The sequence below is a fragment of the Prevotella dentalis DSM 3688 genome (assembly GCF_000242335.1).
Lineage (GTDB): Bacteria > Bacteroidota > Bacteroidia > Bacteroidales > Bacteroidaceae > Prevotella > Prevotella seregens.
On sequence record NC_019968.1, the window covers coordinates 979,238 to 994,745 of the forward strand.

The 15,508-nt window shown below is 57.1% G+C and carries 15 protein-coding genes and 2 tRNA genes; 10 read left to right on the forward strand and 7 right to left on the reverse strand.

What is annotated here, in order from left to right:
• The first annotated feature begins 12 nt into the window (after positions 1-12).
• Together PREDE_RS11095 and rprY are read left to right on the forward strand one after the other, a co-directional pair.
• Positions 13-1,578, forward strand: coding sequence for a sensor histidine kinase (locus PREDE_RS11095; RefSeq protein WP_015310496.1), 1,566 nt, complete (start codon positions 13-15; stop codon positions 1,576-1,578).
• Positions 1,579-1,666: 88 nt separating this feature from the next.
• Complete coding sequence (gene rprY / locus PREDE_RS11100; RefSeq protein ID WP_005847695.1) at positions 1,667-2,365, forward strand: response regulator transcription factor RprY; 699 nt, start codon at positions 1,667-1,669, stop codon at positions 2,363-2,365.
• A gap of 54 nt (positions 2,366-2,419) precedes the next feature.
• Here the strand turns inward: rprY and PREDE_RS11105 are convergent, their stop codons facing one another.
• Entirely contained in the window at positions 2,420-2,650 is a 231-nt protein-coding gene (locus PREDE_RS11105) for a hypothetical protein (protein WP_005847693.1), read from the reverse strand.
• Between the two features lie 156 nt (positions 2,651-2,806).
• On the opposite strand from PREDE_RS11105, the gene rpsF reads away from it, so the two are divergent.
• From rpsF to PREDE_RS11130, 5 genes are all read left to right on the forward strand, one after another.
• A complete protein-coding gene (rpsF, locus tag PREDE_RS11110) occupies positions 2,807-3,151 on the forward strand; it encodes a 30S ribosomal protein S6 (RefSeq protein ID WP_005847691.1) in 345 nt (114 codons plus the stop codon).
• A 2-nt stretch (positions 3,152-3,153) separates the two neighbouring features.
• Positions 3,154-3,426, forward strand: a complete 273-nt coding sequence (gene rpsR / locus PREDE_RS11115) for a 30S ribosomal protein S18 (protein ID WP_005847690.1) — start codon at positions 3,154-3,156, stop codon at positions 3,424-3,426.
• Between the two features lie 17 nt (positions 3,427-3,443).
• Positions 3,444-3,974 (forward strand): 50S ribosomal protein L9, encoded by a 531-nt coding sequence (gene rplI / locus PREDE_RS11120; RefSeq protein WP_005847688.1) that lies wholly within the window; start codon positions 3,444-3,446, stop codon positions 3,972-3,974.
• 163 nt (positions 3,975-4,137) lie between these two features.
• Positions 4,138-5,025: an ACP S-malonyltransferase gene (gene fabD / locus PREDE_RS11125; RefSeq protein WP_005847687.1), complete on the forward strand. Its 888-nt coding sequence runs from the start codon at positions 4,138-4,140 to the stop codon at positions 5,023-5,025.
• A gap of 103 nt (positions 5,026-5,128) precedes the next feature.
• Positions 5,129-7,279 carry an alpha-amylase family glycosyl hydrolase gene (locus tag PREDE_RS11130; RefSeq protein ID WP_005847686.1) on the forward strand — a complete coding sequence of 717 codons (2,151 nt, stop codon included), beginning with the start codon at positions 5,129-5,131 and terminating at the stop codon, positions 7,277-7,279.
• 47 nt (positions 7,280-7,326) lie between these two features.
• On the opposite strand, the gene PREDE_RS11135 is transcribed toward PREDE_RS11130, so the two are convergent.
• The 6 genes from PREDE_RS11135 to PREDE_RS11160 form a co-directional block, all read right to left on the reverse strand.
• On the reverse strand, positions 7,327-8,901 hold the full coding sequence (locus PREDE_RS11135) for an Rne/Rng family ribonuclease (protein ID WP_005847684.1): 1,575 nt from the start codon (positions 8,899-8,901) through the stop codon (positions 7,327-7,329).
• 234 nt (positions 8,902-9,135) lie between these two features.
• On the reverse strand, positions 9,136-9,417 hold the full coding sequence (locus PREDE_RS11140) for an HU family DNA-binding protein (RefSeq protein WP_005847681.1): 282 nt from the start codon (positions 9,415-9,417) through the stop codon (positions 9,136-9,138).
• Between the two features lie 579 nt (positions 9,418-9,996).
• Positions 9,997-10,073, reverse strand: a tRNA-Arg gene (locus PREDE_RS11145).
• 31 nt (positions 10,074-10,104) lie between these two features.
• Positions 10,105-10,178 (reverse strand) — tRNA-Arg (locus tag PREDE_RS11150).
• 88 nt (positions 10,179-10,266) lie between these two features.
• Positions 10,267-10,881: an OmpH family outer membrane protein gene (locus PREDE_RS11155; RefSeq protein ID WP_005847680.1), complete on the reverse strand. Its 615-nt coding sequence runs from the start codon at positions 10,879-10,881 to the stop codon at positions 10,267-10,269.
• 46 nt (positions 10,882-10,927) lie between these two features.
• On the reverse strand, positions 10,928-11,122 hold the full coding sequence (locus PREDE_RS11160) for a hypothetical protein (RefSeq protein ID WP_015310497.1): 195 nt from the start codon (positions 11,120-11,122) through the stop codon (positions 10,928-10,930).
• 142 nt (positions 11,123-11,264) lie between these two features.
• On the opposite strand from PREDE_RS11160, the gene PREDE_RS11165 reads away from it, so the two are divergent.
• From PREDE_RS11165 to htpG, 3 genes are all read left to right on the forward strand, one after another.
• On the forward strand, positions 11,265-12,719 hold the full coding sequence (locus PREDE_RS11165) for an aminoacyl-histidine dipeptidase (RefSeq protein ID WP_005847677.1): 1,455 nt from the start codon (positions 11,265-11,267) through the stop codon (positions 12,717-12,719).
• Between the two features lie 4 nt (positions 12,720-12,723).
• Positions 12,724-13,089: a hypothetical protein gene (locus PREDE_RS11170; protein WP_005847675.1), complete on the forward strand. Its 366-nt coding sequence runs from the start codon at positions 12,724-12,726 to the stop codon at positions 13,087-13,089.
• Positions 13,090-13,406: 317 nt separating this feature from the next.
• Entirely contained in the window at positions 13,407-15,461 is a 2,055-nt protein-coding gene (gene htpG, locus PREDE_RS11175) for a molecular chaperone HtpG (protein ID WP_005847674.1), read from the forward strand.
• The last annotated feature ends 47 nt before the right edge of the window (positions 15,462-15,508 follow it).

The window sequence follows — 15,508 nt, forward strand, 5'->3', positions numbered from 1 at the left end:
ATCTTTGTCCGCATGAAGAAGAAGACCATTTGGACGATTGCCATTGTCATGGGGCTGTCCTTCGTCATCCTGCTTGGCCTCCAGCTGACCTATATTCAGGAGATGGCCAACATGAAGAAGGAGCAGTTCGACGAGAGTGTAAACCGCGCTCTCTATCAGGCCTCGCGCAATTTGGAGCTCAACGAGACCCTCCGCTATCTGGAAAAGGATGTCAACGAGACTGAGCGCAGGGCCTACCGCAAGGACAGCGTGGGCACCCGGTCGGGGCAACCCAACGATGGTACGGTGCAATACTCCCATCAATATTCCGTGGCCGGCAGGGACGGCACGGTGTATTCTTCGTTCGAGCTGAAGACGCTGGCCACCCGTCCGGGCAGCATGCCTAAGGCAATGATTTTGCGAACAGACAAGAATTCGGCCGCCGCAGCCAGTAAATCGTTGCAGGAAATCGTGAAGAACCGCTATGTCTATCAGAAGGCTTTGCTCGACGAAGTGGTGATGAACATGCTCTATTCGGCCTCGGAAAAGCCGCTGAAAGAGCGGGTCAACTTCAAGATTCTCGACCAGGATCTCAAGGCCGAACTGATGAACAACGGCATCAACATCCCTTACCACTTCACCGTGTGCACGCAGGACGGCCGCGAGGTGTACCGCTGTCCTGACTACACTGACGAGGGCGTCAGGTACACTTACACGCAGGTACTCTTCCGCAACGACCCCTCATCAAAGATGGGTGTGGTGAAAGTCCATTTCCCCGACATCGACAGTTACATCTTCTCCAGCGTGCGGTTTATGATACCCAGCGTGGTGTTCACGTTCATTTTGCTGATTACGTTCATCTTCACCATCATGGTCATCTTCCGCCAGAAGCGGTACAGCGAGATCAAAAACGACTTCATCAACAACATGACCCACGAGCTGAAGACACCCATTGCCAGCATCTCCCTGGCTGCCCAAATGCTTAACGACGACTCCGTGACCAAGAGCGACAAGATGATGAAGCACCTCACCGGAGTGGTGACCGACGAGACCAAGCGGCTGCGCTTCCTCGTGGAGAAAGTACTTCAGATGTCGATGTTCGACCGTAAGAAAGCCTCGTTCAAGAAGAAACACCTCGACTTGAACGAGATGGTAGAGACGATTGCCAACTCCTTCAGCCTCCGGGTGGAGCACACCGGAGGCAAAATCTATGTCGAGGTGGAGGCTGTCGAGTCGGGCATCTACGTGGATGAGGTGCACTTTCAGAACGTGATCTTCAACCTGATGGACAATGCCGTGAAGTATCGCAAGCCCGAGGAGCCGCTCAATGTCTACCTCAGGACGTGGAACGACGACCAAAATCTCTACCTTTCGGTACGCGATACCGGCATGGGCATGAAGAAAGAGAACTTGAAAAAAATCTTCGACAAGTTCTATCGGGTGCATACCGGCAACGTGCACGACGTGAAAGGATTCGGCCTTGGACTAGCCTACGTGCGCAACGTGGTCGTCTTGCATGATGGCGACATCCGTGTGGACAGCGAGTATGGCAATGGCACCACGTTCACCATCAAGCTGCCCGTCATCAAGGACGAATAGGCCGCGGCGCCACGGCTCCGGCCCCTGCGCGGTGCCTCCGGGTTCCGATGGCAGACAAAAGAATCATTCATTTTAAAAGTATAAGACTATGGACGAGAGAATTAAAGTCCTGCTTTGCGAGGACGACGAGAACCTGGGAACGCTGCTTTGCGAGTATCTGATCGCCAAAGGCTACGATGCCGTGCTCTGCCCCGACGGCGAAGCGGGCTACCGGGAGTTTACCAAGGACAAGTTCGACATCTGCATCCTTGACGTGATGATGCCCAAGAAAGACGGCTTCTCACTGGCCCAGGACATCCGGCAAATCAATTCGCAGGTGCCCATCATCTTCCTCACGGCCCGCGTGCAGAAAGAAGACGTGCTCGAGGGATTCGACAAAGGAGCCGACGACTACATCACCAAGCCTTTCTCTATGGAGGAACTGGTGAAGCGTGTGGAGGCCATCCTGCGCCGGGTGCGCGGCAAAAAGAACAAGGAGAGCACGCGCTACAAGATTGGCCGCTACACTTTCGACACCCAGAAACAGCTGCTCACCATTGCCGACAAGCAGACCAAGCTCACCACTAAGGAGAACGAACTGCTGGCCCTGCTCTGCTCGCATGCCAACGAGATACTCAAGCGCAATGATGCCTTGCGCACCATCTGGATCGACGACAACTACTTCAACGCCCGTTCCATGGACGTATATATCACCAAGCTGCGCAAGCATCTGAAAGACGACGACCAGGTGGAAATCATCAACATTCACGGCCAGGGCTACAAACTCATCGTGCCCGACGAGGACTAAGAGTCATGAGAACAGGTCTCGCCGAGGCCTCTATGCCACGGGGACAGCTACCGTTCAGTAGCTGCCCCCGTGTTTTTCGTGCTGCACGTAGCCCGCAATGCCGGCGGCAATGAGCGCCACCGGAACAAAGAGGCACAGGTTGTAGTTGGTGAGTCCCGCCGCATAGCTCACAGCGATGAGCGCCACCCCTGCATACACCAGCGGCAGCCCCCACAGGCGTCTGTGTCTGCGGGCCCATGAGCGGGCGGCGGCCCAGCCCCTGCGTATGGTCTGCATCTTCTTCATTGCGGCTGCAAAAGTACGAATAAAAGGGAGTCTAAAGCTCGCAATTTATGTTAAAAAGCGAAAAAACAATGCGTCTACGGCCTTTTGTCTCGCCGATTATTGGTACCTTTGCACCCGCATTTTGCACAATAACATTTATTTCATTACAAGTTTAGTATGAATCAATACGAAACCGTTTTCATTTTGACTCCCGTTTTGTCTGATGAACAGATGAAGGAAACGGTCGCTAAATTCAAGAAACTGCTCACCGACAAGGGTGCTGAAATCCTGAATGAAGAGGCCTGGGGACTGAAGAAGATGGCTTATGCCATCGAGAAGAAATCGACCGGCTTCTACTGCCTGTTGCAGTTCAAGGCAGAGCCGTCGGTAGTTGACACACTTGAGACAGGCTATCGCCGTGACGAGAAAGTGATTCGTTTCATGACCGTGAAGCTCGACAAGTTCTCCATTGCTTATGCAGAGAAGCGTCGTGCAAAGTGGGCAGCTAAAGTGGAGGCATAATTATGGCAGAGCAGAAGAAATCAGAAATCCGTTATTTGAACGCTCCTTCTATCGACACCAAGAAGAAGAAGTACTGCCGTTTCAAGAAGAGCGGCATCAAGTATATCGACTACAAGGATCCCGAGTTCCTGAAGAAGTTCCTCAACGAACAGGGCAAGATCCTTCCGCGCCGCATCACCGGCACCTCGCTAAAATACCAGCGTCGTGTGGCCCAGGCCATCAAGCGTGCACGTCAGATTGCACTGCTTCCATACGTAACCGACATGATGAAGTAAGACAAGGAGGCTAAGATATGGAGATTATACTGAAAGAAGATATTATCGGTCTTGGATATAAGAACGACATTGTGAACGTGAAGAGCGGCTACGGCCGTAACTATCTCATCCCCACGGGCAAGGGCGTCATTGCCTCCGAGAGTGCCAAGAAGGTGCTCGCCGAGAACCTGCGTCAGCAGGCCGGCAAGCTCGCCGCCCTGAAGGCCGAGGCCGAGAAGCGTGCCGAGGCTCTGAAAGACGTAGCCCTGGAGATCAGCGCCAAGGTGGCAGCCACCGGCCATCTCTATGGCTCGGTCAATGCAGCTACCGTGGCCGAGGAGCTGGCCAAGCGCGGCATTGAGGTTGACCGCAAGATTGTCACCATGCGCGATGCCCGCAAGCTGGGCGATTTCGAGGCCGTGGTTCACTTCCACAAGGAGGTTGAGGTGCGCGTGCCCGTGAAGGTTGTTGCCGAGAACGCCCCTGTGCCCGCCCCCGTCGAGGAGGCTCCCGCAGAGGTTGCCCCCGAGGCTCCCGTGGCCGAGGAGGAGGCTCCCGCAGCCGAATAGGCAGGGCCCGATTGCGCACTGCAAAGCATATCCACATACAAATCCCTGCCACCATGCCGGTGACAGGGATTTTTTCTTGTAATTCCTACATGGCGTTGGTGCGAAAATGCCTTTTTTTTCGTACCTTTGCAGGTAGATTATTCAAACTCAATCAGAACAAAACATGAAAGCATTTGTATTCCCCGGACAGGGCTCGCAGTTCGTAGGAATGGGCAAGGACCTCTACGATAACAATGCGTTGGCCAAGGAACTGTTCGACAAGGCCGATGAGATTCTCGGCTTCAAGATAACCGACATTATGTTTTCCGGCACCGACGACCAGCTCAAGGAGACGCGCGTCACCCAGCCGGCCGTGTTTCTTCACAGCGTCATCTCGGCGCTTTGCATGGGCGACGCCTTTGCTCCCGACATGGTGGCCGGCCACTCGCTGGGCGAGTTCTCGGCCCTCGTGGCTGCCGGTGCACTGAGCTTTGAGGACGGTCTGCGCCTTGTGGCCGCCCGTGCCAACGCCATGCAGAAAGCCTGTGAGGCCAATCCCGGCACCATGGCCGCCATCATCGGCGTGGCCGACGACAAGGTGGAGGAGATATGTGCCGAGGTCAGCGCCACTGGCAAGGTGGTGGTGGCCGCCAACTACAACTGCCCCGGGCAGCTCGTCATCTCGGGCGACGAGGCCGGCATTCTCGAGGCTTGCGACAAGCTGAAGGCCGCCGGCGCCAAGCGTGCCCTGCCGCTCAAGGTGGGCGGTGCGTTCCACTCGCCGCTTATGCAGCCCGCCAAGGACGAGCTGCAGGCTGCCATCGAGCAGACGGCCATCGCCGCACCCAAGTGCCCCGTCTACCAGAACGTGGACGGCAAGCCCCACACCGACGCCGCCGAAATCAAGCAGAACCTCATCGCGCAGCTCACCAGTTCCGTGCGTTGGACGTCCAGCGTGCAGAACATGATTGCCGACGGTGCCGACGATTTCACCGAGTGCGGCCCCGGCAAAGCTCTGCAGGGCATGATTGCCCGCATCGACAAGACAGTGGCCGCCCGCGGCATTGCCTGAAAACAGACCCCTACACCGAGAGACGGCACCGGCCCGACGCGTGGCCGGTGCCGTCTCTTTTTACACCAAGACATCTGCTAAACACGTTGCGCACCGACGCATCATGAACAGTAAACTATTTATTTATCAGGTTCTCCCACGCCTCTTTGGCAACCCGAACAGCACCCGGAAGAAGAACGGCACGCTTCTCGAGAACGGCGTGGGCAAGATGAACGATTTCGATGCGGTGCGTCTGCGCCGCATCCGGGGCATGGGATTCACCCATGTCTGGTACACCGGCGTCATCCGTCACGCCACCACCACCGATTATTCCCGCTACGGCATTCCCCGGCAGCACGCCTCGGTGACGAAAGGCAAGGCCGGTTCGCCCTATGCCATCACCGATTATTACGACATCGACCCCGACCTGGCCGTTGATGTGCCCAGCCGTATGGCCGAATTCGAGGCCCTGGTGCAGCGCACCCATGAGGCCGACATGAAGGTCATCATCGACTTTGTGCCCAACCACGTGGCCCGCGAATACCACTCCATTGCACGCCCTGCCGGCGTGCGCGACCTGGGTCAGGACGACCGCACCGACATGCACTTCTCGCCCCGGAACAATTTCTACTATTGTCCCGGCCAGCCGTTCGTGTTGCCCGTGGGGCCGGCCGAGGGCGAGGAGCCCTACGTGGAGATGCCCGCCCGCTGCACGGGCAACGACCGGTTCGACAACCATCCCGGTGTGAACGACTGGTACGAGACAGTGAAGCTCAACTACGGCGTGGACTATTGCGATGCCGGCGGTCGCAGCTTCCACTACGACCCCGTACCCGGCACTTGGAGCAAAATGACCGACATTTTGCTCTTCTGGGCGTCGAAGGGCATCGACGCTTTTCGCTGCGACATGGCTGAGATGGTGCCCTCGCAGTTCTGGGCTTATGCCACCCGCATTGTGAAACTGCGTCATCCCCACGTCGACTTCATCGGCGAGGTGTACGACACGGCCCAGTACCGCACCTACATCCAGGCCGGGTTCGACTACCTCTACGACAAGGTGGGCATGTACGACTGCGTGCGCGACGTCATCTGCGGCCACCGTCCCGCCAGCAGCATCACCTATTGCTGGCAGAGCGTTGACGACATCAAGGACCACATGCTTTACTTCCTCGAGAACCACGACGAGCAGCGCATTGCCAGCGATGCTTTCTGCGGCGACGCCAACCGGGCCCTGCCCGGCGTCATCCTGCTGGCCATGTTGCAGCAGAATCCCTTCATGGTCTACGCCGGTCAGGAGCTGGGCGAGCGCGGCATGGACGAGGAAGGATTCTCCGGACGCGACGGCCGCACCACCATCTTCGACTACTGGCAGCTCGAAAAGCTCTACCGTGGCTACTTCGACCGGCAGCGCCTCGACCCGGCAGAGAAGTGTCTGCAGCTGCGTTACCAGCAGATATTGCACCTGGCCAACCGCGAGGCGGCCGTGCGCGAGGGCAAGTTTTTCGACCTGATGTATGTCAACCCGCAGACGTGGAAGTTCAACCCCCGCCACCAGTTTGCTTTCCTGCGCAAGCATGGCGACGAGGTGTTGCTCATCGTGATCAACTTCTCCGGCGAGCGCGTGCACGCCGGTGTGGTGATTCCCGGCCATGCCTTCGACTTCCTGCACATGCCCGAGCGCGGGGTGACGGCCATCGACCTGCTGACCGGTCAGGAGATGCCCATCGCCCTGCAGCGCGACGGCACCGTGGATATGGACATCAGGCCCTACGACGGCCGTATTTATAAATTCAGTATCAGTATGGACGAAAATCCCTATGTGCTCAACGTGCATGCCAAGGACGAGTTCCCGCCGGCCCACACGGCCGAGCACCTGCTCAACCAGGTGATGATACGCATGTTCGGCTGCGGCCGGTCGGCCAACGCCCACATTGAGCGCAAGAAGAGTAAGATGAGCTTCGTGCTCGACCGTAAACCCACGCGCAAGGAGGAGAAAGCCATCGAGGAGCAGATGAATGCGCTCATCGACGACGACCTGCCCGTGACTTTCGACTACGTCGACCGCCACAACCTGCCCGAGGGCGTGAGCCTCGACCGGCTGCCCAAGGACAGCTCGGATACCATCCGGCTGGTGCGCATCGGCGACTTCGACGTGTGCCCCTGCATCGGCAAGCACGTGCGTTCCACGGCCCAGATAGGCCGCTTCGAGCTGCTCGGCACCAACTGGGACCAGCCGACGATGACCTTCCGCGTGCGCTTCAAGGTGCACCCGTAGGCCCGCGGCCCTACGGGCAACAAAAAAGTGAGGCTCCCGGAGGAGCCTCACTTGATTTCGATTTCTTCTTTCATGTCCAGAAATTCGCCCTTGGAATCGTAAAATTCGTATTGCAAGAAAGCGAGTTTCTGCGACGGAACGATGTGCACGCCCAGTCCGTATTTCTTCTGCCACCTGCGTTTCAGGCTGATAAAGCCCTGGTTGATGTAGGCGGCCACATAGGGATGGACGTGCAGATAGAACTTTCTGACGCCAATCTTGTTGACAAGTTGGTCAATCTTTCCTTCCAGTTGGTCGGTGAAGAGAATGCTCGATTTGATTTTTCCGCTGCCGTTACAGGTGGGGCAGGTCTCCTCCACGTTCACGTCCATGGCCGGGCGCACGCGTTGACGGGTAATCTGCATCAGTCCGAACTTGCTCAGAGGCAGGATGTTGTGCCGTGCCCTGTCTTTCTGCATGGCCTTGCACATGCGTTCGTAGAGCATCTGGCGGTCTTCTGCCAGGTTCATGTCGATGAAGTCCACTACGATGATTCCTCCCATATCTCGCAGTCTGAGCTGTCGGGCCAGTTCGTCGGCGGCACCCAGATTGGTGTCGAGTGCCGTTCCCTCCTGTCCTTTTTCGTTTTTGGAGCGGTTGCCGCTGTTCACATCCACGACGTGCATGGCTTCGGTGTGCTCGATGATGAGGTAGGCCCCGTGGGCGTAGTTCACCGTCTTTCCGAAGCTCGACTTAATCTGCTTGGTGATGCTGAAGTTGTCGAAGATGGGCACTTTTCCCGTGTAAGGCTTGACGATTCGCACCTTCTCTGGGGCGATGAGGCCCACGTAATCCTTTACTTCCTTGAACACGTCTTCGTCGTTCACGAAGATGTTTTCGTAGCTGGGGTTGAAGAGGTCGCGCAGCAAGGCCACTGCCCTGCCGGTCTCTTCGTACACGAGTTGCGGGCGGCTCTGTGTCTTCTGAACCTTGGCGATGGCGTCTTCCCACCGCTTGTTGAGTATCTTCAGTTCGGCGTCGAGCTCGGCCACGCGCTTTCCCTCGGCCACGGTGCGCACGATGACGCCGCAGTTTTTGGGCTTGATGCTGTGGATGAGTTGCTTGAGGCGGGCTCTCTCTTCTCCGCTCTTGATCTTGGTAGATACCGACACCTTATCGCCAAAGGGCATAAGGACAAGGAAGCGTCCGGCGAAGCTCAGCTCTCCCGTGAGGCGTGGCCCCTTGGTGGAGATGGGTTCCTTCACCACCTGCACCAGCACCTCCTGGCCCACGGTCAGGGTGGTTTGCACGCTGCCGTCCTTTTTCAGGTCGGGCAGTCGGCTGGCTTTGGCAAAGGGGTAGAGCTTCTTGCGGTCGCTCTGTACCTGCTTCAGATACTTTGCGTAAGAATTGAATTGACTTCCCAAGTCAAGGTAATGCAAGAAAGCGTCACGTTCATAACCCACGTCTACAAAGCAGGCGTTCAAGCCCGGCATGAGCTTTTTCACCTTGGCAATGTAGATGTTTCCCACGGAGAAGTTGGCCGATCGCGGTTCGTTCTGGTATTCCACCAGCCGCTTGTCTTCCAAGAGGGCGATGGAAATCTCCTTGGGTTTTACATCGATTACTACTTCGCTTGTCATTTCCTAAACTTTTGTTTGAATGAAGAAAGGGGCGCGCCGCAAAGGCGGGCCCCCTCCTCAGAACGGTCTCTCGGGCTTACTTGCTCTTGTGACGGTTCTTACGTAATCTCTTTTTACGCTTATGCGTGGCCATCTTGTGGCCCTTCTTCTTCTTTCCGTTTGGCATAGCTTTGAATGTTTAAAATGTGGTTATAATATTTGTTTGTTCTTTTTCCGGGAGGTTTGCGGCCGAGATTATTCGCCTTTCATCTCGTCCACGAAAGCCTTGGCCGGCTTAAAGCTCGGCAGGTCGTGGGCGGCGATGGTGATGGTGGTGTTCTTACCGATGTCGCGGGCCGTCTTGGCGGCGCGGTGTTTGATGATGAAGCTGCCGAAGCCACGCAGGTACACGTTCTCCTTCTTTTCGAGCATGCACTTCTTCACGGTTTCCATGAAGCTCTCTATTACGATGGCCACCTCTTTCTTTTGCAGGCCGGTCTGCTCAGTAATCTCACTGATGATATCTGCTTTCGTCATAGCTGATCTTGTGTCTTATATTGTTATCTAATTTTACTTACGCTTTCTTTGCGGTCTGCAAATATACGGGTTTTTCGCGTGATAAGGAAACTTATTTCGGTTTTTTTCGGTGTGATGGGTTAAAATTCTTGGTCGAAGTGTCTAATATTCAAGTCCTTGCCGTTGCCGCCGGGTGAGTGGGGCACGCGTGTGGACTGGCCGGCGGGGCCATTTGTCACGTTTCTTCGGGCGGCATGGGTGGGCGTTCGGCGGGGCCTTGGGGCGTGGGGACGGGCAGCGGCTTTTTTCGTCGTGTCACCACTGCGCCGCCGCGGCGTTTTCTTGGCGGCGCAACGGCGTTGCCGTTACGCCGTAATGGCCGCGCGACGACGGTGCAAACGCTGCGCGATTATGCCGTAACGGCCACGCGATGACGGCGCAAACGGACGGCGGTGAAAGGGTGGGGTGGGTGACGGCGCCGAGTGGTGGTGGGCGTACCAAGGGTTGGCGGAGATTGTTCCAATGGGTGACGGAGGTCATTGCACCGGGTGGGGGCAAAACAAAAAGGATGTACGGCGCGTGCCGTACATCCTTGGTTTGTGGTGACTCCGACAGGATTCAAACCTGTAACCTTCTGATCCGTAGTCAGATGCTCTATTCAGTTGAGCTACGGAGCCAAGCCGTTGGTGATGCTTGCAGGGGGAGGAGTGACTTCGCTGGGATTCAAACCCGGAACCTTCTGATCCGTAGTCAGATGCTCTATTCAGTTGAGCTACGAAGCCATGCTACCTTGTAAGCGAGTGCAAAGGTACGGCGTTTTTCCCGAACAACCAAACATTTGCCGGTCTTTTTTGCCGTACTCGCCTTTTTTTATTTCTTCGACTTGTCGGCGGCGGCCTTGCCCTTGTAGGCCTTGTTCAGCCCGGCCACCACCTCGTTGGTGATGTCGTAGGCCTTGTCGGCATAGAGCACGTTGTCGCCCTGCTTGGCGAAGATCATGCCATATTTCTTGTTCTTGTTGTAGATGGCCAGGTAGTGCTGCAGCGAGTCGTGGAGCGCCTTGTTGAATTGGTCGGTCTCGGCCTGGAACTCCGAGCTGAGCCGCTGGTTCAATGCCTGGAGGTCGTTGTTCTGTTTCTGCAGTCCGGCCTGCACGGCCTCGGCCTGCTCGCGGGTGTAAGCGTTGGCCTGCACCTTCTGTTGGAAGTTGGCAGCGGCGGCCTGGAGCTGCTGCTGCTTGTTGGCCAAGGTCTTCTGGATGTTGTTTCCTTTCTGTTGGAGTATCTTGCTGTACTCCTTGCAGAAGTTGTACTGCACCATGATGGAGTCCACCTCGACGTAGGCCATCTTGGTGCCGGCGGCCGTACCGGCCGTGGCGGGTGTGGCTTTCTCGTCCATTTGGGGCTTGCTCTTGTCACAGGATGCCAGGCACACGGTGGCCAGTGCGGCCACGGCCATTGTGCGGAAAATGCGGTTCTTGTTCATTTCAATATCTGTTTTGTCCTTTTGTTCTCATGCTGTGGGGCGGCGTTCAGCAGGCCTTGCCGGCGCGGCGTGCCTCGCGATCCTGGTCGAGCACGCAGTGGATGCCTCGGTCGCGCATGGCCTTGCTGTCGTGGATGTGTTGGGAGCTGAAGCGGCCGTTGCGCCGAAACACCAGCTTGACGGCCAGCAGGGCCACGGCAATAGCAATTATTAACACGCTGCAGAGCAGAGATTCTGTCATTTTTATTAACTTTGCAGTGTCGTGGGCGCGCCGTCGGGGCATGCGTCCTGACACACGAACGCTGCAAAGTTAGTGCAAAAAGCGCAAAGTGCAAAGAAAAAACGGACAAACCTTTAAAAATAAAATTTAAAAACATCAAGTTATGGCAGAATTGAAACCGGCTCGTGTTTTCGAGCAATTCGCAAGGATCAACCAGATTCCCCGCCCCTCGAAGCACGAGGAACAGATGATAGCATACCTCAAGGAGTTCGGCCGCAAGCGCGGCCTCGAGACGCTGGTCGACGAGACGGGCAATGTCATCATCCGCAAGCCCGCCTCGAAAGGCTATGAGCAGCGGGCCGTCACCGTGCTGCAAAGCCACATGGACATGGTGTGCGACAAGCTGGTCGACGTGGACTTTGATTTCCACAAAGACGCCATCCAGACCTATGTGGAGGGCGACTGGCTGCACGCCAAGGGCACCACGCTGGGGGCCGACGACGGCATCGGCGTGGCCATCGAGCTGGCCCTGCTCGACTCCGACGACCTGGAGCACGGCCCCATCGAGTGCGTGTTCACACGCGACGAGGAGACTGGCCTCACGGGCGCCTTCGGCATGAAAGCGGGCTTCATGACGGGCGACTACCTCATCAACCTCGACTCTGAGGACGAGGGACAGATCTTCGTGTCGTGTGCCGGCGGCATCAACACCACGGCAACGTTCCGCTTCGAGCGCGAGAAAGCTCCTGAAAGACACTTCTTCATCGAGGCCTCGCTCAAGGGACTCAACGGCGGCCACTCGGGCGACGACATCGATAAGAAGCGTGCCAACGCCATCAAGCTCATGGCCCGCTTCCTCTATATGCAGCAGGAGAAGCTCGACCTGCGCCTGGCACAGTGGAATTCGGGCAAAATGCACAACGCCATTCCGCGCGACGGAAAGATTGTGTTTGCCGTGCCGGCCGACCGGAAGGAGCAGGTGCGCGCCGACTGGAACGTGTTTACCGCCGGGGTGGAAGACGAGTTCCACGTGACCGACAAGAACATGGTGTGGAACATGGAAAGCGCCGAAGCCCAGCCCGTGATGCCCAAGACGGTGAGCGTCGGCCTCATCCGCGCCGTGCAGGCCATGGATAACGGTGTGCTGGCCATGTGCCAAGACGAGGCCCTGGCCTCGATGGTCGAGACGTCGAGCAACGTAGCCAGCGTGCAAAGCAGCGAGGGCGAGGTGGTCGTGGTGGCCAGCCAGCGTTCCAATGTGATGAGCAACCTGCGCAACATGGCCGACAGCGTGAAAGCCGTGTTCCAGTTGGCCGGCGCCGAAGTGGTGCAGAACGACGGCTATCCCGCCTGGAAGATGAACCCCGACTCCAAGCTCGTCAAGGTGACGGTGGACGCCTACCGCAAGCTCTTCGGCAAGGAGCCGCAGGTGAAAGGCATCCACGCTGGACTGGAGTGCGGCCTGTTCTCCGAGAAGTATCCGCACCTCGACATGGTGAGCTTCGGGCCCACGCTGCGCTGCGTCCATACGCCCGACGAGCGTCTCAGTATCCCCACGGTGCAGATGGTGTGGGATCACCTGCTCGAGATTCTGAAGAACATTCCTGCAAAACAGTAGGCCCATGATGCGATGGTTTGCAGCAGCAGCCCTGGCCGCACTGCTCCTCGTGGGGTGCGGCGAGTCGCGCCAGGCGCGTGGGCTGGTCCGCGACTTCATGGGGCGCGACATGGGACTGGCCGACGCCGAGGTGCTGGAGTGGTCGAAGATGGACTCCACGTTCTTCGTCACCGACTCCGTGGTGCAGGTCATGCGCGTCCGCGCCGCCGCCGCCGGGCAGTTGCGTGCCCACGGCCATGCGGCCTACGTGGCGCCCACGCCCAAACTCCACTTCATCCACGTGCGCTATGTGGCGGGCGGCGACACCCTGCGCCAGACCTTCTACCTCGACGCAGGGCTCACGGGTGTCGTGGGATTCAAGAACGATTAAGTTTTCCGGTGTGGATGGCTCTTCGGTCATGTCGGGCCGAAGGGCCGTTTGCACGGCCCGCAAGGGGCAAACAAATACCCCAATCCACGGTATCACTACTCGGATTGGGGCCTTTTAACCTTTTAAAAAACTAACCTTAACCTATTGAAATGAATCTATGTTGCAAATATAAAGATTATTTCAACGCGCCGTGTCAAGAATTCGGTAAATCTTCAAAAAAACTTTGAATGCGGGCGGGGCGGCCGTGCACGCGACCGCGGCTTGGCACATTTTTTGCAAAGTCAGCCCATGTAACTGAATACAATAAATCATTAACGATGAAAAAAGGAAATATCGGGGTTACCACGGAGAACATCTTCCCCGTCATCAAAAAGTTCCTCTACTCAGACCATGAAATCTTTCTTCGCGAGATGGTTTCCAATGCCGTCGATGCCACACAGAAGCTGCGCACCCTGGCCCAAAAGGGCGACTTCAAGGGCGAAGTGGGCGACGAGACCATCCGCATCGCCCTCGATCCGGAGGCCAAGACGCTCACCATCAGCGACCACGGACTGGGCATGACGGCCGAAGAAATCGACAAATACATCAATCAGATAGCCTTCTCGGGCGTCACCGACTTCCTCGACAAGTACAAGGACGAGGCCAATGCCATCATCGGTCACTTCGGATTGGGCTTCTATTCCAGCTTCATGGTGGCCGACCGGGTGGACATTGTCACCCGCTCTTACCGGGAGGACGCACAGCCCGTGCGCTGGAGTTGCGACGGCTCGCCCTCGTTCACGATCGAGGATGCCGACAAGACCGACCGCGGTACAGACATCGTGCTCCACATCGCCGATGACTGCAAGGAGTTCCTCGATAAGGCCCGCATCGAGGCATTGCTCAACAAATACTGCAAGTTCATGGCCGTGCCCGTGGCCTTCGGCAAGAAGACCGAGTGGAAAGACGGCAAGCAAGTGGACACCGACGAGGACAACATCATCAACCATGTGGAGCCGCTCTGGACCAAGGCGCCCGCTTCACTGAAGGACGAGGACTACAAGAACTTCTACCGCACGCTCTATCCCATGCAGGACGAGCCGCTGTTCTGGATTCACCTCAACGTGGACTTCCCGTTCCATCTCACGGGCATTCTCTATTTCCCGCGCGTGCAGAACAATCTTGAACTGCAGCGCAACAAGATTCAGCTCTACTGCAATCAGGTGTTCGTCACCGACCAGGTGGAGGGCATCGTGCCCGACTTCCTGACGCTGCTCCACGGTGTCATCGACTCGCCCGACATCCCGTTGAACGTGAGTCGCAGCTATCTGCAGAGCGATGCCAACGTGAAAAAGATCTCGACCTACATCACCAAGAAGGTGGCCGACCGGCTGCAACAGATCTTCAAAACCGACCGACAGGACTACGAGAAGAAGTGGGACGACCTGCGTCTGTTCATCAATTACGGCATGCTCTCGCAGGAAGACTTCTACGAGCGCGCCAAGGACTTCGCCCTGTTCAAGGACGTGGACGGCAAGCATTTCACTTTCGAGGAGTACAAAACCCTCATCAAGGACGCGCAAACCGACAAGGACGGCAACCTCGTTTACCTCTACGCCACCAACAAGGAAGAGCAGTACGCCTACGTGGCCAGTGCCCAGAGCAAGGGCTACAGCGTGCTCTGGCTCGATGGCCAGCTCGATGTGCCGATGGTGAGCATGCTCGAACAGAAGCTCGAGAAGAGTCGGTTCACCCGCGTGGACGCCGACATCATCGACCGGCTCATCGTGAAAGACGATGCCAAAAAGGGTGCCGTGGCCGAGGCCGACCGTGACAATCTGTCAGCCGTATTCAGCTCTCAGATGCCCAAAATGGACAAGGCGATGTTCAATGTCGATGTGGAGTCGCTGGGAGAGACGGGCATGCCCGTTGTCATTACCCAAAGCGAGTACATGCGCCGTATGAAGGAAATGAGCCATTTCCAGCCGGGAATGAGCTTCTATGGCCAGATGCCCGACAGCTATACCGTGGTGCTCAATGCCGATCATGCGCTGGTCAAGCAGGTGCTCGACGACGTGAACGCCGGCACGGCAGAGGCTCTGAAGCCGGTCGACAGCGAGCTCAAGGGATTGCAGGCACGCCTGGCCGCCCTGCATCAGAGCCAGGACGGCAAGAAGCCCGAGGAGCTGACGCAGGAAGAAAAAGACGATGTGCAGAACACCGAAAAGGCGGTGAGCGAGCAGCGCGACAAGCGAAAACAGATACTTTCCGACTGTGCTGCCGGCAACCGCATCGTGCACCAGCTCATCGATCTGGCCCTGCTCCAGAACGGAATGCTCAAGGGAGAGGCACTCGACAAGTTCCTCAAGCGCAGCATCGAACTCATCAAATAATGTCTTAACTCCGTAACTCCATCGCTCCGCAACACCCCGGTGAAGCG